Origin of the sequence: Mucilaginibacter yixingensis (genome assembly GCF_041080815.1) — a bacterium.
Taxonomy (GTDB): Bacteria; Bacteroidota; Bacteroidia; order Sphingobacteriales; family Sphingobacteriaceae; genus Mucilaginibacter; species Mucilaginibacter yixingensis.
In genome coordinates, this window is record NZ_CP160205.1 from 1,064,091 (window position 1) to 1,088,321 (window position 24,231).

General features: G+C 45.9%; 23 protein-coding genes. 13 read left to right on the forward strand and 10 right to left on the reverse strand.

Going from position 1 to position 24,231, the window contains the following annotated elements; genetic code table 11:
- The first annotated feature begins 1 nt into the window (after window position 1).
- From ABZR88_RS04445 to ABZR88_RS04455, 3 genes are read left to right on the forward strand one after another with little or no spacing between them, the layout of a single operon-like run.
- The gene (locus ABZR88_RS04445) at window positions 2–544 is read left to right on the forward strand and encodes a YceI family protein (protein ID WP_107830085.1); all 543 of its coding nucleotides are present in this window, start codon (window positions 2–4) and stop codon (window positions 542–544) included.
- 46 nt (window positions 545–590) lie between these two features.
- Entirely contained in the window at window positions 591–1,544 is a 954-nt protein-coding gene (locus ABZR88_RS04450; RefSeq protein WP_107830087.1) for a DUF5777 family beta-barrel protein, read from the forward strand.
- A gap of 30 nt (window positions 1,545–1,574) precedes the next feature.
- Complete coding sequence (locus ABZR88_RS04455; protein WP_107830089.1) at window positions 1,575–2,018, forward strand: ubiquinol-cytochrome c reductase iron-sulfur subunit; 444 nt, start codon at window positions 1,575–1,577, stop codon at window positions 2,016–2,018.
- Window positions 2,019–2,121: 103 nt separating this feature from the next.
- Here ABZR88_RS04455 and ABZR88_RS04460 read toward each other — a convergent pair whose 3' ends face one another.
- On the reverse strand, window positions 2,122–3,456 hold the full coding sequence (locus ABZR88_RS04460; protein ID WP_170113652.1) for a sialate O-acetylesterase: 1,335 nt from the start codon (window positions 3,454–3,456) through the stop codon (window positions 2,122–2,124).
- Between the two features lie 408 nt (window positions 3,457–3,864).
- On the reverse strand, window positions 3,865–4,239 hold the full coding sequence (locus ABZR88_RS04465; protein WP_107830092.1) for a hypothetical protein: 375 nt from the start codon (window positions 4,237–4,239) through the stop codon (window positions 3,865–3,867).
- A 271-nt stretch (window positions 4,240–4,510) separates the two neighbouring features.
- Between ABZR88_RS04465 and ABZR88_RS04470 the strand changes: the two genes are divergently transcribed.
- Entirely contained in the window at window positions 4,511–4,723 is a 213-nt protein-coding gene (locus tag ABZR88_RS04470; protein WP_107830094.1) for a hypothetical protein, read from the forward strand.
- Window positions 4,724–4,732: 9 nt separating this feature from the next.
- On the opposite strand, the gene ABZR88_RS04475 is transcribed toward ABZR88_RS04470, so the two are convergent.
- The 5 genes from ABZR88_RS04475 to ABZR88_RS04495 all read right to left on the reverse strand — a co-directional run bounded on the left by ABZR88_RS04475 (window position 4,733) and on the right by ABZR88_RS04495 (window position 11,212).
- Window positions 4,733–7,150 carry a DUF5686 and carboxypeptidase regulatory-like domain-containing protein gene (locus ABZR88_RS04475; protein WP_107830096.1) on the reverse strand — a complete coding sequence of 806 codons (2,418 nt, stop codon included), beginning with the start codon at window positions 7,148–7,150 and terminating at the stop codon, window positions 4,733–4,735.
- A gap of 372 nt (window positions 7,151–7,522) precedes the next feature.
- Entirely contained in the window at window positions 7,523–8,035 is a 513-nt protein-coding gene (locus tag ABZR88_RS04480; RefSeq protein ID WP_107830098.1) for a DUF2911 domain-containing protein, read from the reverse strand.
- Window positions 8,036–8,268: 233 nt separating this feature from the next.
- Window positions 8,269–9,243, reverse strand: coding sequence for a Gfo/Idh/MocA family protein (locus ABZR88_RS04485; protein WP_107830100.1), 975 nt, complete (start codon window positions 9,241–9,243; stop codon window positions 8,269–8,271).
- 3 nt (window positions 9,244–9,246) lie between these two features.
- Entirely contained in the window at window positions 9,247–10,239 is a 993-nt protein-coding gene (gene mgrA / locus ABZR88_RS04490; RefSeq protein WP_107830102.1) for an L-glyceraldehyde 3-phosphate reductase, read from the reverse strand.
- A 109-nt stretch (window positions 10,240–10,348) separates the two neighbouring features.
- The gene (locus tag ABZR88_RS04495) at window positions 10,349–11,212 is read right to left on the reverse strand and encodes a hypothetical protein (protein ID WP_107830104.1); all 864 of its coding nucleotides are present in this window, start codon (window positions 11,210–11,212) and stop codon (window positions 10,349–10,351) included.
- Window positions 11,213–11,269: 57 nt separating this feature from the next.
- Here ABZR88_RS04495 and ispG point away from each other — a divergent pair, with 57 nt between their 5' ends.
- Window positions 11,270–13,312, forward strand: a complete 2,043-nt coding sequence (ispG, locus tag ABZR88_RS04500) for a (E)-4-hydroxy-3-methylbut-2-enyl-diphosphate synthase (RefSeq protein WP_107830106.1) — start codon at window positions 11,270–11,272, stop codon at window positions 13,310–13,312.
- A 23-nt stretch (window positions 13,313–13,335) separates the two neighbouring features.
- Here the strand turns inward: ispG and ABZR88_RS04505 are convergent, their stop codons facing one another.
- The gene (locus ABZR88_RS04505) at window positions 13,336–14,004 is read right to left on the reverse strand and encodes an energy transducer TonB (RefSeq protein WP_107830108.1); all 669 of its coding nucleotides are present in this window, start codon (window positions 14,002–14,004) and stop codon (window positions 13,336–13,338) included.
- A gap of 81 nt (window positions 14,005–14,085) precedes the next feature.
- Window positions 14,086–15,084, reverse strand: coding sequence for an MBL fold metallo-hydrolase (locus ABZR88_RS04510; protein WP_107830110.1), 999 nt, complete (start codon window positions 15,082–15,084; stop codon window positions 14,086–14,088).
- Between the two features lie 248 nt (window positions 15,085–15,332).
- On the opposite strand from ABZR88_RS04510, the gene hemA reads away from it, so the two are divergent.
- From hemA to ABZR88_RS04530, 4 genes are all read left to right on the forward strand, one after another.
- Window positions 15,333–16,559 (forward strand): glutamyl-tRNA reductase, encoded by a 1,227-nt coding sequence (hemA, locus tag ABZR88_RS04515; protein ID WP_107830112.1) that lies wholly within the window; start codon window positions 15,333–15,335, stop codon window positions 16,557–16,559.
- Between the two features lie 70 nt (window positions 16,560–16,629).
- A complete protein-coding gene (locus ABZR88_RS04520) occupies window positions 16,630–17,085 on the forward strand; it encodes a hypothetical protein (protein ID WP_107830114.1) in 456 nt (151 codons plus the stop codon).
- 15 nt (window positions 17,086–17,100) lie between these two features.
- Window positions 17,101–17,592: a hypothetical protein gene (locus tag ABZR88_RS04525; RefSeq protein WP_107830116.1), complete on the forward strand. Its 492-nt coding sequence runs from the start codon at window positions 17,101–17,103 to the stop codon at window positions 17,590–17,592.
- A 71-nt stretch (window positions 17,593–17,663) separates the two neighbouring features.
- On the forward strand, window positions 17,664–18,119 hold the full coding sequence (locus tag ABZR88_RS04530; RefSeq protein WP_107830118.1) for a hypothetical protein: 456 nt from the start codon (window positions 17,664–17,666) through the stop codon (window positions 18,117–18,119).
- On the opposite strand, the gene ABZR88_RS04535 is transcribed toward ABZR88_RS04530, so the two are convergent.
- On the reverse strand, window positions 18,104–18,730 hold the full coding sequence (locus ABZR88_RS04535; RefSeq protein WP_146166583.1) for a hypothetical protein: 627 nt from the start codon (window positions 18,728–18,730) through the stop codon (window positions 18,104–18,106). The two genes, ABZR88_RS04530 and ABZR88_RS04535, sit on opposite strands and share 16 nt — an antisense overlap.
- A gap of 251 nt (window positions 18,731–18,981) precedes the next feature.
- Between ABZR88_RS04535 and hemC the strand changes: the two genes are divergently transcribed.
- The 4 genes from hemC (at window position 18,982) to ABZR88_RS04555 (ending at window position 24,161) form a co-directional block, all read left to right on the forward strand.
- Complete coding sequence (gene hemC / locus ABZR88_RS04540; RefSeq protein WP_107830122.1) at window positions 18,982–20,556, forward strand: hydroxymethylbilane synthase; 1,575 nt, start codon at window positions 18,982–18,984, stop codon at window positions 20,554–20,556.
- Between the two features lie 129 nt (window positions 20,557–20,685).
- Window positions 20,686–21,657, forward strand: a complete 972-nt coding sequence (gene hemB / locus ABZR88_RS04545; protein WP_107830124.1) for a porphobilinogen synthase — start codon at window positions 20,686–20,688, stop codon at window positions 21,655–21,657.
- A gap of 51 nt (window positions 21,658–21,708) precedes the next feature.
- Complete coding sequence (hemL, locus tag ABZR88_RS04550; protein WP_107830126.1) at window positions 21,709–23,070, forward strand: glutamate-1-semialdehyde 2,1-aminomutase; 1,362 nt, start codon at window positions 21,709–21,711, stop codon at window positions 23,068–23,070.
- 224 nt (window positions 23,071–23,294) lie between these two features.
- Complete coding sequence (locus tag ABZR88_RS04555; protein WP_107830128.1) at window positions 23,295–24,161, forward strand: cell wall metabolism sensor histidine kinase WalK; 867 nt, start codon at window positions 23,295–23,297, stop codon at window positions 24,159–24,161.
- Window positions 24,162–24,231 lie beyond the last annotated feature (70 nt).

A 24,231-nucleotide genomic window follows, 5' to 3' on the forward strand; every position in this document is an offset into this window, starting at 1 on the left:
TATGAAATATATCAGTTTGATTTTATTTACCTTGTTTGGGATAAACAAGGTAGACGGCAACCTCTTTGTCTGTAAAAATGCAAGTGTAAGCTTGTATTCTAAAGCCCCGATAGAGGATATTGAAGCTACAACCGCCTCTGGTACATCTGTTTACAATGCATCTACCGGTGATGTAGCCTTTAGTGTGCCCATCAAAAGCTTCCGTTTTGAAAAATCGTTAATGCAGGAGCATTTTAACGATACTTATATGGAAAGCGATAAGTATCCAAACGCCACTTTTAGAGGTAAAATAGCTAGTGTGCCCGATCTGAGCAAAGACGGCACCTACCCGGTAAAAGCTACCGGCGATTTCACTGTGCACGGCGTTACCCAAAACCGCACCATTGATGGCGCCTTCACGGTTAAAGGCGGTACGGTATCGCTCAGCTCTGAGTTTATGGTTAAATGTGCCGATCATAAAATTACTATACCCAGAATTGTATTTCACAATATTGCCGAAAGCGTGCGCATACGCGTAACGGCCAACTATGCGGCTAACAAGTAGCATTTTATACCAATTACATATCAACTAAACTAAAACAATCAGCATTATGAAAAAGACGGTTATTTTATTAGCCTTGGCTGCTTTCGGCTTTAATGCCGGGGCGCAGACCAAGCCCGATACAAAAACCAACGCGGCCGATTCATTAATGAATGCCCTCACCACCACTAATGATAAAGGCGAAAAAGTATCGGCAGCGTTTGAATCATCGCGCCTCATTCTCTCACAGTCTACAGAGATGGTCAAGAAGCAAAACCTTAACTTTTTGGTGAGCCACCGATTTGGAGATGTAGGAGGGGCCGATGGTGGCAGTAAGATTTTCTGGGGGTTAGATAACTCAAGCGATATTTTTATTGGGTTTGAGTATGGTGTGAGCGATAATTTTAATATTGATTTCGGTCGCAACAAGTTTGAGCAATTGCTGGAGCTGGGTTTAAAATGGGCCGTACTGCATCAAACTAAAGACGATAGCGCGCCCTTTAATATTACGCTGGCCGGTAAAGCAGGCTTAAAACCCTATGCCGTAACCACCGGCGTTTTTAACGATTACAGCAACCGACTTAATTATTATTACGAGGCCATTATTTCGCGCAAGTTTTCGCAGAGCATATCGTTGCAAATCATCCCGTCATACCTGCGCAACAACCTGCCATACCCGCTGGCTAATGGTAACGAGCAAAATATTTTTGCGCTGGGCGTTGGCGGCTATATTAAAGTTACCAAACGCTCGGGACTGGTGTTTGATTACCAGCACCCATTCTCTAACTATCGCAGCAACAGCACCGATCCCCGGTTTTATGATCCCATTGCCGTGGGATGGCAAGTGCAGACCGGCGGCCACGTGTTTACCGTTAACTTCAGCAATTCTAAAGCCATATCAGAGATCAACTACCTGAGCGACACCGATTCAAGCTGGGGTAAGGGCCAGTTCCGCATTGGTTTTACCATCTCAAGGATGTTTGACCTATCGGGCCACAAAGAGAAAAAAGAAGGCGGTTATTAAAAAATCAGATCACACTAAAACATTAATACTATGGAAAGAGATGAATTTTTAAGAAAGCTGGGTATAGGCGTACTGGCGGTGTGTGCCGGTTGCGGCATTGCCAGTTGCGGTAGCAAGGTAGATGTAGATCACCTTGATCAAACCAGTGCCGTACCTGCTCCAGGCAGTGGCAACTTGTTTTCTATCGACCTGAATAATAATATCCCAAACATTGGCGATTCTATCAAGTCAAGCGGTGTTATCCTGGTACGTATTGCGGCAGGCAATATAGCCGCATCATTTACTGCGGTACAGTTGTCTTGTACCCATCAGGGCTCGTCTATCAACTATAATACTACCCAGGGTATTTTTATTTGTCCTAACCACGGCAGCGAGTTCAGCAAAACGGGGGCCCTGTTGCTTGGTCCGGCAGCTTTGCCTTTGCATCAGTATAGCGTTGTCATTAGTGGCAATACGCTAACAGTAGTAGCCTAATAGTTTCTATATAATAGTTCCTTTAGGGTTAGTTTAGTTTCTCAGTATGTAAACTCCGGGTGCGCAATGCTTCCGGAGTTTTTGTTTTTAAGGATGTGCTGCATTACCAGCTATCTGTTCTGAAGGGTTCTGCCGGCAAACCTGCGTCGTTTTGCAGATTGGTAATGGCCGCATTGGTAAATGCGTAACGGATTGATTTTACTGCTGATGTGAGTGATGCCGGTATGGTAATTCTTACGGTGCTCCCAATAATCTGTGCATCGGCTTTAATTAAATTATGGTCGTCGCCCGCCACAAAGAAAAGCTGATTGAGTTGCGCATTGCCAATAGTATTGAGTCCATTAGCCGTTCCGTCAGCAAAACTAATGGTGATGGCATTGCCGCTGATACTATAACCTGCAAACTGCGGTCCGTAGCATTGTACCGGCAGGTTGTAGGTTTTACGCAGGGCCAGCAGGGCCAATCGTTCGCCCACCGGTTTTTTGTCTCGGGGGTGATGATTGGCGGCTTCGCCCACATCCATGGTAATGGCCATGCCCGTGTTTTTTACCGTCAGCGCGCGCGATTGCCCTTCGCGAAAGTAAGCCAGCCAGTTATTTTCGGGGTTGCCGCCCGGTGGGTTGGTGTTGTTATAATCTTCTGCAAAGGGGGTGAGCTGCACCAGGTAAAACGGCAGATCGCCCTGGCTAAATTGCTTGCGCCAGCTGCTGATAAGGGCAGCGTTAAGCGCAGTGTAATCTGACGGTGGGTCATGCTGATTATTCTCGCCCTGGTACCACAAAAAGCCTTTGATGTTGAGGTTGATGAGCGGGTTGATCATGCCGTTGTACAGTTTGCTGCCGCTGGAGTAAGGCTGTAGTTGTGTGGTGCTGAAAGCCTCTTTATTCATCCATTCCTGGCAATAGGAACCGTTAACGGCCGATATAACAATACCGATAGGAACATTAAGCGTAGTATGTATTTTGCGGGCAAAGTAATAGGCAACCGCACTAAGCTCCCCCGCGTTTTGCGGCGAGCAGGCTTTCCAGGTAGCGGCGGCATCTAACATTGCCGCCGGCTTATCGGCATAATATTGTGGAACCGTTAATGTGCGGATGGCCGGATAATTGGCTGCCGCTATCTCATTCTGATAGTCTAAAACACCGGTAAAGGGAGCTATGGCGGCAACAGGCATGGCCATGTTTGATTGGCCCGAGCACAGCCACACATCGCCTATCAGGATGTTGTTGAGTACCACGTCTGTTTGTCCGGCACTTTTGCAGGTGATGGTTTGCGGGGTGCTGTTTGCCGCGCTGGCAGGTAAAGATAGTTGCCAGTTGCCGTTGGCATCACTTGTGGTAGTAACCGGGGTATTGCTCCAGCTAACAGTAACAGCCACTGTTGCGCCGGGGGTAACAGTGCCCCATATTTTACATTGCACATCGCGCTGCAGTACCATGTTGTTTTGCAGAACACTAGCAACAGCAAGTGTTTTAGGAAGTTGCTGAGGATTATCGTTTGAGCCGTCGGGATCTGTCCCGGATTTATGGCAACTTCCCAAAACGCCTGCAATCAATATTAGAAACAGGAGATAGGTTTTAAATGATCTGAGCACGCTGATAAGGCATTAATTGCTATACAAGTATAATTAGAATTGCTATAAAAAAGTAAGGCTTCCGTTGAGAGCGGAAGCCTTTACTAAACCAATTATAAACCTTATGTGTGAGAGACGAATTAATATTATGGTACAAATATATGTACTCCGTACAGTTATAGCAAATATTTTATAAATTTTAACACTTTTTTAACAATTGAACAAGAAAATGGTCCATTGTATGCATTTTTAATATTATCAATTTCAAATTTGCTAAGATACCTGCATCCGGTTAAAGCCCGGGGTAATTAAGCTGATTAAATTTTCAACCTCGTTTTGCAATCCGGCAAGGCCTTCTTTGTAATAATGTTCAAGGCTGCTGTCAATTGCTTTTAGCCTGCGGCGCAAACTTGGCCTATAACAAAGTAGTATTGATTTTAACGTATTGCTTTTGTGTAACTGCTGTGGCGGCGCATTGTGCAGTAACTCTTCTACCAGGTTCTCTTCCAGCTCAAGACGTTTCCTGTTGAGCAGGGTAAGAGCAAAGGCGTTACTTTCACTATAGGCAAAGGTTGCCAGTCGTTTAATTTGCTGTAAAAGCTGCTGCAAGCTTGTTAACAGCTGGTTTGGGTCATGCTGTTTTTCCATTATAAAAGGTGATGTAGATTGTACAGAATTTAAACGCATGGCACTGGCTTATATTATTGACAACATCACTCATTTAACCATTAAAATGTTAATAAGGTTTTAACCAATGCTATATTTATTTATGAATAGTTAATAAAAGGTTGTTTTTAGGCCATTTTGCGGGTTTGCTAGATTTTTGAAAGTGAAATTTAAATGAAATTTCTGCAAAAAAGTTACAACAATCACGCATCTCAGAGTGTATATTTGTATATAGACCCAAAGCTAAACTAACATGATACTTACCTACCACGAAGCGATTGAATTGATGAGTTATTTGCCGGTGGCGTTGCCTGCAGCAGGCAGAGTAATACCCAAACAAAATATTGATCAGTCTGAAATGGGCCACCTGCATCAATCGATATCAGACCTGGAATCACTTGCACAGGGCGATGATATTGGCTTTGATGCATCACATATGGAACAGCCGCTGCGCCGTACCGCCTAACTGACATCATCAGAAATTATAAATAACACGTATGCCATGTTCTTTTTGGGTGAACCGCCCGAAAGCCATGCCATAATCTATCCTGAAAACACGCTGTTTAATACCCACATACCACTCTTTGTAAGGGGGCAGCGTGCCTTGAGTTAAGTAAGAACCACCTGCAATTTCTTGCAGGTGCAGCCTGTTGAGTAACGGAATCTGACTCAGCAACAGTCCCGCAAAATTGTGTTCAATATGCGCCTCAAAGTACGATTTGAAAGTACTATAGGTGTAGAAGTTGAGGAAGTGGAACGAGCCCAGGGTTGCGTCATACAGAAAAGCCTGGCCGCCGCGAAACTGGGCGTAGTCCGGGAAGTAAAGCAATTTGTTGTTAAAAAAGGTTCCTGCCGAAAGCGAATAGGCCATGTTGCCCAGCGTGCCCAGATTCACCCTGTCTTGAAAAACCTCTATCGAACCGAAAGAGTAATTTACATCAGACCCAAACTTATGAATACCCTTGCGGAAGTTAATCCGGATACGCGGGAACGGATTGGGCTGAATAAATTTACCGGCAGGCGTGATCTTATACTCCTGTCTGAAGGTAAACGTAGCCGATCCCTGAAAACTCAACGACCGGTATTCTGGAAACAATGGCGAGTCTGAACCTGGATCGAGCGGGTTGTTAGAGGTGAGGTAAATGCTATCGCGATTAAAAGTATGATAAGAAGTGTTGCTAAGCGACCGCCGGCTGGCGTACTCCATTTGTCCGTTCAATAACACACCGTTGGCCACCTCGCCGGTAATACCCAGCATAATAAATTTAGATTGGTATAGCTTTAAGTAGTTATTACCCAAAATCAGCGTGTTCAGTGAGTTGAAGAACGGGGTGATGGTACCTGAGTTGTTCAAGTCGAGGAAATCAGACCCGACGCCACCGTAGATGGTAGATTGTTTAAACGGATTGTACCGGTAATTAAAGTAGGCGTTAACATTCAATATCTTATCAGAAAAACCGTAGTGCATATCGGGCGAGATATACAAACTGCGTTGCTGATCAAATATCTTGTTAAAACGCGGGTTCAGATCTATACCCCAGCCCTCAACCGTATTGTAATAAACAAAGCTGCGTGGCGAGGGGATGTTTAGCTGCCAGTTGCGCGCGTAGTTGTGCAGCGTATAACCATTAAAGCCATAGGGGATAAGCTTAAAGCGGTTATTGGTGTTTTGTAATGAGTCTGTTGGGGTTTTATCTTTCTGGTGGCGTTCGGCAAGTTTATTCCATCCGTAGTAAACCTTTTCATCGTCTGTAAGCGGTAGAGGGCGTACCTGGTCCATCAGTTGCTGGTTTTGATAAACCTGGGTATTGCTATGGTAAACCTCGCCGGTAAACAAGGCATATTTCAGTTCGGCGGTATCGGCATGTACATCGGTATAGGTTTGCAGGTAATAGCCACCGTTATGATAGCCCAGCAAACCACCTTTATATTGAAGAACAGTTTTTTGCGGCGCCCAGCCGGTTGAGTCTACCGGTACATATTGCTGTTGGATTTTTACTTCGGTAATAAAGTCAATGCGTGCGCGCTTGCCAAGTGTCAGATCGGCAGCGTAGAGGCGCCAGCCGTTTTCGTTGATATAAATATAGCCCGTAAAAGTGTATTGGCTGCGATGCCGTGGTTTAACGTAGATGACGCTTATGGTATCTTTTCCATCGGCATAGCGGGCAGTTGTATAGAAACGATAGTAGTTAAATGCGCTTTGGGAGAGGGGCGAAACAAAGCCATGATCGCACAGTCCATCCCAATGGATAAAGGGGCGATAAAAATCGACATGAAAATCGGGCGCGCTGTTAAAGTTAAACAGGTTCTCATTTACTGTGGTACGTACCGATGCTACATACTCGCGAATTTTATCGGGTGCCCGAAAGCGAATGCCCGATACCGATTCATTGAGACTGATGATGCCTTGCCGGTTCTCGCTCAGGTGCAGGTTGGTGGCAATCTCCCGCCTCATAAACATGCGCGGCGCTTTGGTGAGCACCTGCGTGCCTTTGCTGTATAAGGTGCCCAGGTACACGGTGGTATCATGCGTATAGATGCCTTTCTGGTCTATGGCATGGTGCATTATATCATCGGCATTACAATAATCAGGGGTGTTGATGATGGGAAACATCACAATATTGCAGATGGTATCACCCGCCTGGATCTCGGTTTTAAAGGGCAAATAGCCCACTTGCCTGAAAGTGAGGATGTGTTTGCCCGGCGGAACGCTCAGTTTAAAATTGCCTTCCTCGTTACTGGCCGTGCCATCATTGGTTTGTGCAGACCATACCGAAACAAAGGGCAAAGGCTTCCCGTTCTGGTCAATTACTGTTCCTTTTACATCGGTGTTTTGCGCCAGTGCTAGTTCGCCAATACAGCATAAAATTAAGATCAGGCATATAAGGCGCATACAGCAATAGTTAACAGAAGCGGCTAAGTTTAGTTTGATACGGCTGCTTTATGTAAGTATACGTTGTTGGCGTTAAAAATGTATCGTATATGGCAAAATAAAACGTTGTTTTTGGCCGGTTTTTAACATCAATGTTGTCATCCCGAACGAATATGCGTCGGGCTTGTGTGATGGAGTGAGGAGGGATCTTATACGAAAGATTAGCGCTTGGGAATATCGGGCTTGCTTAAAGGTGTGTTTTAGGCCGAAGCGCGCCCTTCGACAAGCTCAGGATGACGCCCTTTTTTTGTGTCGTTATTTAGTCGTTTATACACTAAACAAGAAGAGCCGCTCAACAAAGCGGCTCTTCATTTATCCAGATAGATAAGTGTCTTATTTTACGTTGAAGGCCACCATATAGTCGCCCCAGGAGAATGATACTTTGCCCGATTTATCGATAGCAAATTTCAAACGCTCGGTAAATGCAGCTGATTTTTCTGTTTTAACGGTGAATTTAAACAGATCGGCAGCGGCATCATGCTGGGTGCCCCAGTTTTTGGTGTTAGAGTTGATGATGATGGTCCACTCTTTTTCGCCAGGGATGGTCCAGATGCTGTATTTGCCGGCTGGCAGGGCGTTGCCGTTAACTTTTACGTCTTTGCTCACGGTAAGCGCGGTCTCTTCATTGGCGCCTGTACGCCAGATCTGGCCCCAGGGCGCAATCTCTTTGCCAATGGTACGACCTTTAATAGCTGGCTGGCTATAAGCTACAGAAATATCTACCCCGGCTGATGTAACGGCTTTTACGGTATCCGGCGGACTAGGGCGCTGTGGCTTGCCTTGCGCTTTGGCCGTAAGGGTGCCAAACAGCGCAACAATCATAGTAAGTACTAATAATTTTTTCATGGTTCGAAGGGTTTTAAGCTGAAACGAATGTATGAATATGTTTTTATTAAATGTATGGAGGGTGGATAATAGTATTACGTCATTGCGAGGAACGAAGCGATCTCATTTTGTCATTCTGAGCGATAGCGAAGAATCTCTGAGGACAGGCAAACAGGAGTGTCCTTAGAGATGCTTCGTTCCTCAGCATGACATGATGGCGCTGCATCTCGTTACTAACGGAGTAAGTAAGATGATTATTGCACTTTTTGGCTAAAAGCATCTATCATATCCATTACCAGGGCAGCTTCTTCAATGGTGCATGGGTTCGGGCCCTCGCCGTTAAAGTAGGCCACAATTTTTTCAATCATAGGCTGTTGTATATGCTCCGGATGCTGGAAGGTAATGTTTTGCGCTCCATCCTGGTTGTGCCAGTTCAGTTGGTTGCCAAAGAAGGGGAAGGTGATCTTGCCCTGGGTGCCAATGATCTCGCAGCTATCTGCTACTTCGCTTTCGGCCACATTAAAGCACCATGAGCCGTTTACTACCACATTGTTTTTAAAAACAATCTGTCCACACACATGATCGTCGGCGGCGTAGGCTTTAGACTGATTTACGCCATAGCCCTGATAGGCTACCGGCTCGCCAAACCAGTGCAGCATTAAATCCAGTTGATGCGGGGCCAGGTCATGAAAGTAACCACCCCCCGCAATGTTGGGATCAACGCGCCAGTTATCCCCCGTTTTGGCTACCAGCTGCGGCTGTAATTTTTGCCACATGCGGATCTGCACGGTGCGCACCTCGCCAATGGTTCCGGCATCTAAAAGTTCTTTTATCTTCACAAACATAGGTACCGCACGGCGGTAGTGCGCCACGGTCAGTTTTACATCGCTTTTGGCAAGTACACGCGCCAGTGTAACGGCCTCTTCGGCATTCATGGCTACCGGCTTTTCAACATACACGTTCAATCCGGCGGCAATGGCGTCAATAGCATAGTCCACGTGCGAAGACGGCGGCGTGGCAATATAAATGGCGTTCACATCCTCATCGGCCAGCAAATCATGCGCATCGTCATACCAACGGCCAACATGATGACGTTGAGCGTAATCTGCTGCTTTCTCTGCATCGCGGCGCATTACGGCAACCAGCTTACTGCCTTCAACTTTACTAAATGCCGGTCCGCTTTTTTTCTCGGTCACATCGCCGCAACCTATAATTCCCCAGTTTATCATGTGTTATGCTTGCTGTAATATATTTTCAATCTGTGCCAGTTCATCTGCACTAAAGGCAATGTTATCCAGGCATTTCATCGAGTCTAGTAATTGTGCCGGGCGACTGGCGCCAATCAGTACCGATGTTACACGGTCGTCTTTCAGTAACCAGGCCAGCGCCATTTGCGCCAGTGTTTGGCCGCGTTGCTGCGCCAGGTCGTTCAGCTGGTTGATCTGTTTCAGGCGCTCGTCGGTAATCATGTCCGGTTTCAGGAAGTTTGCCCTTGCCGCACGTGAATCCTGCGGAATACCGTGCAGGTATTTATCCGTCAGCATGCCCTGCGCCAACGGCGAGAAGGGGATACAGCCCACACCCTCGTTACCCAGCACATCCATCAAACCATCCTCTACCCAACGCACAAACATGGAGTATTTAGGCTGATGAATGAGGCACGGTGTACCTAATGAGCGCAGGATTTTCACTGCCTCGGCAGTTTGATCGGCCGGATAGTTAGAGATGCCTACATATAAAGCTTTACCCTGACGAACAATCAGATCCAACGCAGCCATAGTTTCTTCCAACGGTGTTTCCGGATCCGGGCGATGATGGTAAAAGATGTCTACATAATCCAGCCCCATACGTTTAAGGCTTTGATCAAGACTGGATACCAGGTATTTCTTTGAACCCCAATCGCCGTAAGGGCCATCCCACATGGTATAACCGGCCTTGCTACTGATAATCAGCTCATCGCGATAGCCGGCAAAATCCTCGCGCAGTATTTTGCCAAAATTGGTTTCGGCACTGCCCGGCGGCGGCCCGTAATTGTTGGCCAGATCAAAATGGGTGATACCGTTATCAAAAGCAGTGTGCAGTATGGCGCGAAAGTTCTCTTCCACATCCACACCACCGAAGTTATGCCACAGGCCCAGTGATAATGCCGAAAGTTTCAGTCCACTGCGGCCGCAACGGCGGTATTGCATGTTATTATAACGTGCAGAAGATGGTACGTAGGTCATTGTTTTTGGTTTGATGATTGCAGCGCCAAATTAGGGGAAAAAGGTGAAAGTGGAAAGGCGGAGAGGTAACGGTTGCGTTATATAGCTGCCAGGTTGCAAAAGCGATATCTTAACGCTGTCTAATTAACTTATAACGCAACGGTCCACGTATCAATATAGTTGAATCGGCGCTCAACCTGCGTTCATAGATCTTCAACGTGTCGCCTACAAATAGGTATGGCAGATATTCTGCATTGTTTTGATCAGAGCCTATCTGAAAGTCATCAATATTTGTGGCTGGCTCATTATTAAATATGGTGCTAGCTTCATAAATTTTGTTTTTGCCGAAACCGTTTATCGTTCCATTGCTGTTAAAGGTAATTTTTGTTGCGTGTCCCAAACTGTCGATGTAGGTATAATGACCAGAGAAGACAGATCTGTTAATGGTATAAGTTAGTGCGTCTGAAAGACCGTTGCCAGGTTTAGTGCGCATGTAACGGGCAGTTGACGATTTGCCATTACTGTTTTGATAATACAATACCAGTAAAGTGTCGGCTCCCTTAATTTCATAGCTTAGCTCGCCTTTATCCGATTTATCGGACTCTGTTAAAAGTATATGAAATTTGATGGAATGCGGGTGTGTTCCGGCGCGAAAACGTAGTGATGCTGCCCCGCCCTCAATATTGTTTAGTCCCAGCACTACTGGCAATGTATCTGCTTTTATAAAAGATGGATCTATCACCATGCCTGATATCTCGTCAAGTTTTTGAGTGGCAGAAAATACTGAACGGGTTTTGATCAGTTCGTCAACATAAGTTTTGCTGATCCAGGATCCTTTGATCAGAGGCTTAAATTCCTTCACCAACGGGTTGTCTGTTTTTGATCTGCCGATGGTTTTTTGGCTATGGGTATCTGTTGTTTCTTGATGCTGGCCGTTGCCTTTACAAGCAATAAGCAAGATGGGAAGCAGTAATAAGAAAAGAAATTTCTTCATTGTGATACAGATCTGCTCAAATATAAACCTAATCAACTAAATCCCTACCTTTGCAGCATGAATGCTGATGCTATAAAACTGCCGGGCCGTTATTGTAATTCGTTAACTGAATACTCGCGTTTTGTTACGCGCGAGGTTTTTATTGGCGATGTGCCGCTGGGCGGCAATAACCCCATTCGTATACAAAGCATGACCACTACCGATACTATGGACACCATGGGTACGGTAGAACAAAGCATCCGCATGATTGATGCAGGGTGCGAGCTGGTGCGTATTACCGCGCCAAGCATCAAAGAGGCACAAAACCTGGAGAACATCAAACGCGAGTTGCGTGCCCGCGGGTACCAAACCCCACTGGTGGCCGATATCCATTTTACCCCCAACGCTGCAGAAGTAGCCGCCCGCATTGTAGAAAAGGTGCGTGTGAATCCGGGTAACTATGCCGATAAAAAACGCTTCGACCAGATAGATTATACCGATGCTGAGTACCAGGGTGAGTTGGATAGAATTTTCCAGAAGTTTAGTCCGCTGGTAAAAGTTTGTAAAGAGTATGGTACTGCTATGCGTATTGGCACTAATCACGGTTCGCTGAGCGACCGGATTATGAGCCGCTACGGCGATACCCCGCAAGGCATGGTAGAAAGTGCTATGGAGTTTATGCGCATGTGCGAGGCGCTCAACTACTACAACCTGGTAGTGAGCATGAAAAGCAGTAACCCGCAGGTAATGGTGCAGGCCTACCGCCTGCTGGTAGAAACAATGACCGCCGAAGGCATGAACTACCCGCTGCATTTGGGCGTAACCGAAGCCGGTGACGGAGAGGACGGTCGCATCAAGTCTGCCGTAGGTATTGGTACCCTGCTGGAAGACGGACTGGGTGATACCGTACGCGTATCCCTGACCGAAGAACCAGAAGCCGAAGCACCGGTAGCTATCGCGCTGGTGAACAGATATTCAGAAAGGTTGAACGGAGAAAGGTTAAAGGAGAAAGGTGCTGAGGAAAATGACCTTTTGCCTTTAAGCTTTAACCTTTCACCTCAATATAACCCCTACGAATACCGCAAGCGCGAAACTTACGAGGCCAATGCCTTTATTGGCGGTCACCTGGTGCCGCGTGTGGTGTTAGATCTGTCTAAACAAAATTTGAAAGATCCATCGGTAATGAATGCTGCGGGCTACCTGTATGCGCCATTGCTGGATAAATATAACATGGCCGATCAGTCGGTTGATTTTGTGTACCTGGCCGATGAACTGCCTAGCTTTGCTATGCCGGGGAATTTGAAACAGCTTTATAACTACAGCACCTGGCGCGCGTTGACCGATAAAACGCAGTGTCATCCGCTGTTCTCTTTACAGGAATATATTACGGCTGAGGAACGCTCGCCATCTATGAACCTGGTACGCGTAACCAATGCCGATATTGAAACCGAAGATTTTGGCTCGATACCATTAGACAAAACGCTGGTATTTGTGCTGGAAACTAAAGAAGCTCATGGCATGGCAGATCAGCGCGCTTTCTTCTTTAAGATGGAAGAACTGGGGCTGGATGTGCCAGTGATTGTGAAGCGCAGCTATACCCCTCCCGGCCTCCCCGAAGGGGAGGAGTTAAAGAAGGAGGATTTAGGTGGGGTTGACGATATCACCTATCTGCAACTCTATGCCTCTACCGATTTAGGCGCGCTGCTAGTTGACGGTTATGGCGATGGTATTTGGATTGATGCGCCGACGATTACTCCGCAGGCTATCACTTCTACATCGTTCGGTATTTTGCAGGCTACACGTTCACGTATTTCAAAAACCGAATATATCTCTTGCCCAAGCTGCGGCCGTACGCTGTTTGATCTGATGGAAACGACCCAGATGATCAGGAGCAGAACCAGTCACCTGAAAGGGTTGAAAATTGGAATTATGGGCTGCATTGTAAACGGTCCCGGCGAAATGGCCGATGCTGATTACGGTTACGTAGGTTCTGGTACCGATAAGGTGACGTTGTACCGCGGTAAAGAAGCCGTGAAAAAGAACATCAACTACGCCAATGCGCTTGATGAACTGATTGGCATTATTAAAGAAGACGGCAACTGGGTAGAGCCCGCGCAATAGTATTTTCCAGAACTCGGCTTATCTTATTTGTTCGCTGCAAAGGCTACTGGTAGCGTGTAGGTTATGTCTGCGGGTTTGCCGTTGATGGTGCCGGGTATCCAATCTGGCATCAGTTTTAGAACTCTAATCACCTCGGCATCGGTTACGGAATTTAATCCCCGCATTATTTTTATGTCGGTTATTTTGCCGGCCTTGCTGACAATAAAACTGGCAAATACTTTTCCATTGACTGCTCCCTTAGGATAATGGATGTTTTGTTTAAGGAAATTCATCAGCCCGTCATTGCCTCCAGGAAAACTGGGTTGCGGCAAAATCTCGACATCCCCCAACATTATTAGATCGTCCTTAGCTTTCTTATCAACTTTAATACCTGCTTTTTGCGGAGTCTTTTGTTGCGCATTGGCCTGTTGAAATACAGAAATACCCAATAACATCAACGCTGCCGATGCCCACCTCTTCCAGCCGCGTAAAACAACAGGCTGTAGAGCCACCTGTTCTTGTCTGAAACGACCGCAAAGGTTACCGCCGCACTCGGCCAGTATTTGCAGAAATTCTTGCTGTCTGGCGTCTGTAAAATCATAAACGATTTTGTTGCATTGGGTGCAATACCTGCCGCCGTTTATCGGTGTCATAGCGTCCCAATTGGCAGGGCAGTTAAACCGTAATTGCACATTTGCTATCTCTTTATTCATTTAAACTAAATTATTAGTTATTCGAGTAAGAAGCAAGTGTTTTAATGAACTTTTTTCCGTGATTTTTTGGGGGCTATAAAATCAACTCAAAAACGGCTCCCACCATGCTGAATTAAATGCGCCTTTCACCTCTGTAGGTGTGCCCGGCGAGGGGAGAAATAGCTCGATATTCTTCTCTTTCGCATACTTCAGCAGCAAATCAACCGGCTCATGCCATGCGTGCAGGGCCAGGTTAAAAGTGCCCCAGTGGATGGGCATCATTAGCTTGCCCTTTAGCGCCAGGTGGGCGTTGGTGGCATGGTTTGGCCCCATATGTATATCGGCCCAGAGATGATGGTAGGCGCCAATCTCCAGCATAGTCAGGTCAAACGGACCGAACGTATCGCCAATGTTGTGGAACTCCTCAAACCAGCCTGAATCGGCCCCGAAAAAGATATTATGAGTATGGCCTTTGATAACAAATGACGACCACAGGGTTTGATCGCGGTTAAAGATCCCCCGTCCAGAAAAATGTCGCGCCGGAGCGGCGGTGATTACGCAATCGTCGCCCAGCATCACGCTGTCGCCCCAATCCATCTCATTGATGAAATTCTTGATGATGCCGAATTTCTCCAGGTACCGGCCCACACCCATCGAGGTATAGAAAGGGATTTCCTTATCGGCAAAAAAGCGGATGGTAGCCTTATCCAGATGATCATAATGATCGTGCGAGACAATCACGGCATCCAGCGGCGGCAACTGCTCCAATGGCAACGGCGGGTTGAAAAAACGTTTCGGTCCCATCCACTGACTAAATGATACGCGGTCGCTCCAAACAGGGTCAGTCAGAATACGCTTGCCGTCAATTTCAATGAGCAGGCTGGAGTGACCGATCCAGGTAATGCGCAGTCCGTTGTCAGCAGGTGTTTTGTAAATTGAAGCATCCGTTTTAAACGGACCGAGTTGCTTTTTAGGGATACTTTCTTCTTTATTGGTGGCGTAAGCTTTGAGTATATGCAGAAATTTGCCTAGTCCCGCAGCATCGGTAGGCACAATATTAATGTATTTCCCGCCTTTGCGGCGGGAGCTAGCGATGGTCATTTAGTGTATGTTTTCTATCAGTAGTGATGCAACGTGCAAAGTAAAGCAATTGTTGTTTGTAAGATAAGTTTATGGCGAATTAGTTACGGTTAATGTTGTTGATTCTGTTTTCGGCACCGATTAAGGCAACCATACCATGCAATGTTTCGTTGTAGTTTATAAACATTCTAAATTGCGGTGTTTGACAAAGTCTTGACATTGCATCAAATTAAGCATATTACTTTTGTTGGGTTCAAAATAAAACTGCTTTGAAGTATCTAAAGGTTATAGCGTTTACGCATAAACAGGTTGAGTTGAAGGAATTGGGTAAACTGGTAATTTGTCAGGAAGACCTCGTTCCCAAACTGCAGCAAGTGAAAGAGCAGTTTGCTATTCCAGAGATATTCTATCTATCTACCTGTAACCGTGTAGCTTTTATTATGGCTACCGAGCAAGAAGTAGACAAAGCTTTTGCCCAGCGCTTTATTCAGGCCATGAACATTGGCTTGTGCCCCATGCACATGGACAAGTTTATGGAGGCCGCTGCCATTTATGAAAACATGGACGCGCTAGAACACCTGCTGCGCACTTCATGCTCATTAGAAAGTTTGGTGGTGGGCGAAAAGGAAATCCTGGCGCAGGTGCGCCGCGCTTATGAGCATTGTCGCGAGCAGGGCCTTACCGGCGATTATCTGCGTATGGTGATGAACTGTACCGTTAAAACCGCTAAAGAGGTTTATACGCACACCAATATCTCTAAAAACCCAATCTCGGTAGTATCATTAGCCTATCGTAAACTAAAAGACCTGAAGTTGTGTAGCAACGCCCGTGTGCTGATTGTAGGCGCCGGCGAAACCAACCGCAACATTTCACGATATTTGCAGAAGCATAAGTTTGGCAATTTTGTCGTCTTTAACCGCACATTGTCTAAAGCGCAGGAGCTGGCTGCCGATCTGAACGGTGAAGCCTTTGACCTGGAAGCCCTCAAAACCTACAACAAAGGCTTCGACGCTATTATAACCTGCACTTCTGCTACTCAGCCACTCATCACTCCAGAAATTTACCGCTCATTGCTTAACGGCGAGACCGATAGGAAAACCATCGTCGATCTGGCTATCCCTAATGATGTTGCCGCGGAAGTGTTGGAGCTATTCCCGGTAAACTACATAGAGGTGCACTCGCTTAACGAGATTGCCCAGAAAAACATACAGGAGCGCTACCAGGAGCTGGTACATGCCGAGAAGATCATCGATCAAAACGTATCTGAGTTTTTGCCTCAACTGAAACAACGCCGTGTAGAACTGGCCATGCGCCAGGTGCCTGAGAAGATCAAAGAGATCCGCAATATGGCCATCAACACCGTTTTTGCTGATGAGGTACAAAGCATGGACGAGCAGTCTCGCGAGATATTGGAAAAGGTGATCAACTACATGGAGAAAAAGTACATCAGCGTACCCATGGTGATGGCTAAAGAGATCATGATCAACGGAAACTAGTATTCCTTATATCCTTTTACTTCTTTCATGATATTTGAAATGAGCTATAATTTAGATAGCTTTAAGTATCATGAACGCTAATGATACCTCCCTCCATAATAAGCTGGCTATCCCCGGCGAAACCCGTATTTATTTCTCACAAAAGAGACTTTGGTTTAGGGCGATGCTGATTAGCGTTACTATCACCGGGTGTCTTTATTTCATGTTAAAAAACGGCAACTATTTGGTTGGTCTGCCTTTGTCGGGGTTTCTTGCCGCACTTTTAGTTTGGTTGTTTGTGAAGTTTGGCAACCGCGCACCTCAAATCATCATCAATGCAAAGGGTATTACCACTATAGATGCAGGGTTTGTTACCTGGAATGATATACATAACGAAGAGGTAGTTTGCCAACACAAAGGCCGCATTACTACTTATTTCCTTGAATATAAGTATCCTGAAGGATATGGACAGGTGAATATCAATCAGCTTGATATCGATCATCAGCAACTGGTGGATTTGCTGAAATATTATCGCTCGTGCAGTTAATGAGTAAATAACCCCATGCGTCTCTCCAATACCAAAATAGTTGTAGCTAATCCTATTCCACCTGAAACTAGCATCTATTTTTATGGGTGGTCAGTATTATTCGAGTTGATCTTATTTGTCCTTTTTCTTTGTGCTGCCGCGCTCGTTTTTATCCTCAGTTTACCGGGCAAGGAAGTTTTTAGCCTGGCCGTACTTTTAATAATGGGATTGTGTCTATTGTTTAGTATTTATGGTTTATGCAAAGCGCTATTAAGAGACGGTCCGCAAATAATAATCAGCAATGGGGGGATACAAACCGCTAATTCTGCATTTTATAAATGGGATGAGATAACTGGCGAGTATGTGTTTGAAACGAGCGGACGAGGCAAAAAATATTATCTTGATTTTAATGGTCCAGAGGGTAAGGTGCGCATCTTATTAAATAATCTAAATATTTCTGCAGATGGAATGGGCATTCTGTTGCATTTTTATCGGCAACGACATATCAATCCCGATTTTAAATATTGATTTCAAGTAGAGAATCCTTTCAAAAACAACCCAGCCTTAAACCCTGTTATGATACATAACATCAGTAACCTATGAGCAACAGCATTAATCTGGCAGAGCTTCCGCAGGAAACCAAGATCTACTACTCAAAAGGCAAAGCCATTTTAAGGATGGCGCTATTGCTGGTTTGTTTGGCGGCAGGCATATATTTGCTTGCACAGCCCAATGCCAAGCTGGCCGGTGGTGTTGTTTGTGCTGTTACTATTTTGGTGAGCGCTATTAACATCCGCATTTTTGCTAATAATGCGCCGCAAATTATTGTTAATAAAGATGGGTTAGAAACCAGTAAGGCGCCGTTTTATCCCTGGAGTAAAATTAGTAATGAGGAGGTTGTGAGGCGCTTTAACGGTAAAGTAAATATCTATTATCTAAATTATAATTATCCGGGCGGGCAGGTAAGTGTGCGTCTCAATAGCATGGCCTGCAAAGCAAATGAGTTGGGCGAACTATTAAAAGATTACAGAGGGCAGGCTCAACCCGCATCCTGAAGTTCATCACATTTAATTACGGTCAAGGCCGGGCGGGTTTCTGCCGGGGCAATACCCTTTCTGCGCCTGTTCATATTGATAACCGATACGGTGAGGATCAATATTGCAAAGCGCTTAATCAAATGGTTTTCATCTATATTGAACAGATCGTTGGCAAAAAGCAGGCGATAGCCAGAGTGAATCAGATCGGGCTGATGGGTTTTAAACCATTGCTGCGTATAGGCAGATGTGCCAAAGTGCACCCAAAAAGTTAAGATAAAGAACAATCGGCCCACTTTGAAAAGTTCTAAGGTGTTGTTGCCCAGCATGGAGCAGAAGGTAAATAAGATGCTCGATACAATAAACACGGTAGAAAGCAAGTCATAATTCGCATCGCCCAGAAGCCAGTACTCTGCCAGGTTGTTAGTGCGTACTGTAATATTGGCATCGGCAGTCATCTTAACTTTGGTCATGTTGTTAGTCCACCGCTCTTTTATGGGATAAATGGCATTCTCCGTGCGGATGTTATCGCCGTTTATGGGCTTTGAAATGGTGAGCGTATGGTTGCCGGTAAACCCGTTGCTGGTGAGCATGGCAACGGGAATGGCAATGATTACAATTAACGCAATCAAGCCTCGATTATAAGTTCTAAAAGATGGTACCGGCATGAAAAGATTCAACTTGAAGTTAAATATATAAGCATTGATTAGCATATTGTGTTTATAGGTGCTATAAAGTTCTCCACTTTTGGCTTGCTATGTTTATAACTTTTGTTTGTGTTTTCAACAGTGGGCAGGGCATAGTCACCAAATCCTCATTATCGTTAATTTATCAGTAATACATGCGCCCAAAACTTTAAATTTGCCGGTAAAATTTACAGTCTTTGGATAGAAAAGTAATTATAGGCACACGGGGGAGCGAGCTGGCTCTGTGGCAAGCCAACTTTGTTAAAGACAGGTTGGCAGAAATTGGCGTCGCTGCTGAGCTGAAGATCATCAAAACACAAGGCGATCGCATCATTAACCTCAGCTTTGATAAGCTGGAAGGTAAAGGGTTTTTCACCAAAGAGTTAGAAGAAGAATTACAATTAGGCAAAATAGATCTGGCCGTGCACTCGCACAAAGATCTGCCGACCGAGCATCCGCCGGGACTCATTATCGCAGCAGTTTCAGAGAGGGAAGATCCCTCTGAGCTGTTGCTGATTCTGAAAGACTGCGTTGATGTTCATCATAAATTATCGGTTAAATACGGTGGTATTGTAGGTACCTCGTCAAACCGTCGCAAAGCCCAGTTGCTGGCTCATCGTCCCGATCTGGAAATTCAGGATCTGCGCGGTAACGTGCCAACCCGTATTGGCAAACTGCGCGATGAGGCTTATGATGCCATTATGATTGCCAAAGCCGGTGTACACCGTTTAGGTATTGATCTGAGCGAATTCCACGTAGAAGAGTTGGGTCCAACGGAGTTTATCCCGGCCCCGGCCCAAGGTGCGCTGGCTATCCAGATTCGCGAGAACGACCGTGAGTTGTTTGATGTGCTGCAAGCGCTGCACCATCCGGAGGTTGCCGCCGAATTGGCCGTTGAACGTAAAGTGTTGAAAAGCTTCGGCGGCGGTTGTCATTTGCCTTTAGGTTGCTATTGCCGCAAACATGATGATGTGTACCAGGTATTTACTGCTAAGGCTGATGAAGGCGACGAGTTCCCTGACCGTTTGTTCCTGGAAGTGAAAACTACGGAAGGGATAGAAAATACCGTTCTGCCGTACTTTGCTAAAGACCGGAAATTCCCTAAAAAAGTATTCATCTCGCGCGATATTTCAGAGCATAGCTATTTCCGCCGCGCACTGGAGATCCATGATATTGAGATTGAAGGCCGTTCGCTTATCCGCACGGTGCCGGTAATCACAAAGTTTGACTCTTACATTCTGAAGAGTGTAGACTGGCTGTTCTTCACCAGTAAGAACGCCGTTGAATATTTTTTCAATCTGAAACCTGAGTTCCGTAAGAAAGTACAGTTTGGGGTGATGGGTGCAGGCTCAGAAGAAATACTGCGCCGCCAGGGATACTTTGCCGATTATGTGGGCGAAAGCGGCGATACAGCCGAAGTAGCCGCAGAGTTTTCTAAACTGGCCAACGGTAGCACTATCCTGTTCCCCGGATCAGAAAGTGCAATGCGCAGCATCCAGAAAGGATTATCCGCCGAAACAAAGATCATCGACCTGCCGGTTTATGAAACCGTGTTGGTAGAAGAAGCCGTGGCTTCTTCGGCAGATGTACTGGTATTTACAAGTCCGTCAAACGTAGAAGCTTACTTTGAAAATAACCTGCTTGAGCCCAACCAGAAGGTAGTGGCCATCGGTAAATCAACCGGTAAAAAGCTGGAAGAAGCCGATATTAAGTTCGTACTGCCATACTCGCCGGATGAAGTAGGTTTGGCCGAAGCGGTGTTTGGGTTGTAAACCAGGATTTAACGAATTTTTAGGATTTACAGGATTCCTGGATAAGCAAATGAGATTATAATTAAAATAAGACAGTTTTTAGGATTCGTATCCTGTAAATCCTAAAAATTCGTTAAATCCTGGTTTTATATGTTACAACGACCAAGAAGAAACCGGAAAAGCGAAGTAATACGCCAGATGGTGCAGGAAACACACGTTACTGCGGCCAACCTGATTTTTCCGTTGTTTATTATTGAGGGCAATAACCAAAAGAGCGAAGTAAGCTCTATGCCCGGCATCTATCGTCATTCTATTGATAACCTGCTGCGCGAGGTGGAAAGCTGCCTCAAGCTGGGTTTAAAGTCTTTCGACCTGTTTCCTAACGTGGCCGAAGTGCTGAAAGATAAATTTGCTACCGAAAGCTACCGCGAAGAAACGCTGTACCTGCGCGCCATCCGCGAGGTGAAAAAAGAGTTCCCTGAGGCCTGCGTAATTACCGACGTGGCGATGGACCCTTACAGTAGCGATGGCCATGACGGTATTGTAGAAAACGGCGTGATCCTGAATGACGAAACTTTAGCCATTCTGGGCAAAATGGCCCTGGCCCACGCACAGGCTGGTGCTGATATTATTGCTCCGAGCGATATGATGGACGGCAGGGTAGGCTATATCCGCAATGTGCTGGATGATAATGGCTTTAGCGATGTATCCATCATGTCTTACACTGCCAAATATGCCAGTGCGTTTTACGGTCCGTTCCGCGATGCATTGAACTCTGCTCCCAAATTTGGCGATAAAAAAACATATCAAATGAATCCCGCTAATCAGCGTGAAGCGCTGATTGAAGCAGATCTGGATGAAGCAGAAGGTGCCGATTTCCTGATGGTGAAACCGGCATTGGCTTACCTGGACGTAATTAAACTCTTAAAAGATAACACCGAACTGCCTGTAGCAGCCTACAACGTAAGCGGCGAATATGCCATGCTGAAAGCTGCCGTACAAAAAGGCTGGCTCAATGAGCAGCGTGCCACTACCGAGGTGCTTACCAGCATCCGTAGGGCTGGTGCAACGGCTATATTGACCTACCACGCTAAGGAAGTGTTGGAGAATAAATGGTTGTAATTACCCCACCCAACCCTCCCCAAAGGGGAGGGCTTAAATAAAATATCAGAAATGGAAATTAATCAGGAAAAGAAAGCCTCCACCTTCGGGGGTGGTTTGGAGGGGGTAAAAGACATCAGCAGAATCAAATCTGCCGAACTATATGAGAAGGCCAAAACCTTCTTTCCGGGTGGGGTAAACTCGCCGGTAAGGGCTTTTAAATCAGTTTATGGTACGCCGCTGTTTATACAAAAGGGCAATGGCAGCCATATCTGGGATGCCGACGGTAACGAGTTTATAGACTATTGTGGTTCATGGGGACCGCTCATTTTGGGACATAACCACCCATCGGTACGTAATAAGGTGATTGAGGTGATGCAGAACGGTATGTCGTTCGGTGCGCCTACTGCTTTGGAGAATGAGCTGGCAGAGCTGATTCTGACCAACAACCGTTTTATCGAGAAAATCCGTTTTGTAAGTTCGGGTACAGAGGCGGTGATGTCGGCCATCAGGCTGGCACGTGGGTATACCAAACGCGATAAGATCCTGAAATTTGAAGGCTGTTACCATGGCCACGTTGATGCCATGCTGGTAAAAGCGGGTTCTGGCCTGGTTACTTTCGGCGAAACTTCATCTGCCGGTATTCCAAAGGCGTTTGCTGATGAAACCATCGTTATCGCCCTGAATGATAAAGATGCACTGCTGAAAGCCTTTGAAGAATTTAAAGATCAGATTGCCGCCATCATTATTGAGCCGGTACCGGCCAACAATGGTTTGCTGTTGCAGGAGCCGGAGTTTCTGCAATTCCTGCGTGAGCAATGTACGGCCAATGGCACCTTGTTGATTTTTGATGAGGTGATTTCTGGTTTCCGTGTTGGTTTTGAAGGCGCCGCAGGTTACTATGGCATTCAGCCTGATATTATTACTTACGGCAAGATCATCGGTGGTGGTATGCCTGTGGGTGCTTACGGTGCTTCGGCCGCTATCATGAGCAATATTTCGCCTGATGGTCCGGTTTACCAGGCAGGTACACTGTCAGGTAACCCTGTAGCTATGGGCGCAGGTATTGCCCAGCTGACTGAGCTGCTGCAGCCAGGTTTTTATGAAGAACTGGATCGCAAAACAGCCGCGTTTGTAAAAGATATTGAAGATTATGTAGCTGCTAAAGGCTACGAGTTGAAAATCTTCCGCATTGGTTCTATTTTCTGGTTTGCCTTTACGCAGCAGGAGCATATCCGTCGCGCGGATGAGATTGACGCTGGTAGCATGGCTCATTTCAAGATCTTCCACCGCGAATTGTTGAATCGTGGAGTGTACGTTGGTCCGTCAGGTTATGAGGTAGGCTTTGTATCTGGCGTGCATACCGCAGATGATTTGGAGCAAACAAAAAAAGCTATATTTGATAGTCTTGACGTGGTGTACCAAAACGCTTAAGCAAGGCGTAAACTAATTATAAAAGTTTTAAAATATAGTTACTGTCATTGCGAGGAACGCGAAGGGCATAAGGGCGAGGCTGACGAAGCAATCTCGTCGCAGGACTAATGCATGCGACGAGATTGCTTCGCGCACAGTCCTGGACACCGTCCTGCTCGCAATGACAAATTTGACATAAACTAATTATAAAAAATCTTCCGTTAAGAGGAGGATAGGAGGAGTTCATGAAACGGCCATTCGTCATTTTTTACGCAACCATCATTTATGCGCTGGCGCAGCTGGTGTGGTGGGGTTATATGCTCATCAGCTTGCAGCCCAATCATTTGGGTATGATACTGGGCGAAGCATCTATGTTTGTATTGGTGTTTGCGTTAGGTGCATGGAGCCTGCATAAATCTGTCAATAAAGAACGCCGTTTGCATGAGCAGAAGCGTAACTTTTTGCTGTCGGTAACACACGAGCTGAAATCGCCGCTGGCATCTATTAAGCTTTACCTGCAAACCATTGGCAAGCGCGATCTGGAAAAGAAACAGATGATGAACTTTATTGATAAGTGTTTGCTGGATATTGAGCGTCTGGACGATCTGGTAGAGAATATGCTGCTGGCATCAAAAATTGAAAACCAGTCTTACACTTTCCCTAAGGAGAACTTTAATCTTTCTGCCCTGGTAGATAGTGTGGTGAATCGCCTGCAGATCAATAAATGCGATTTTAATCAGCAGTTGATCAATGCCGAGATTGAGCCGAAGATTGAGATTACTGGCGATAAGTTTGCTCTGTCATCAGTAGTAACCAACCTGGTCGAAAACGCCATTAAATATTCAAAGCCTTGTGAGGAAGTAGCTGTGAAGTTGTTTCGTAAAGATGGCAATGTTCACCTGCAGGTGGCAGACAGAGGTATAGGCATTGCGGACACGGAGAAAGGTCGCATCTTTGATCGTTTTTACCGCGTAGGTAGCGAAGATACCCGTAATACCAAAGGCACTGGGTTGGGTCTGTATATTGTGAAACAGGTGTTGGATAAACACGAGGCCAGCATTCATGTGCGCGACAATAAGCCTGCTGGGAGCGTGTTCGAGGTTGTATTTTAAGAAGATTAGTGGGGAAGGGTGGACAATTGTCATAGATTGAGACAAATTGTCATAAAACATTATTCAAACC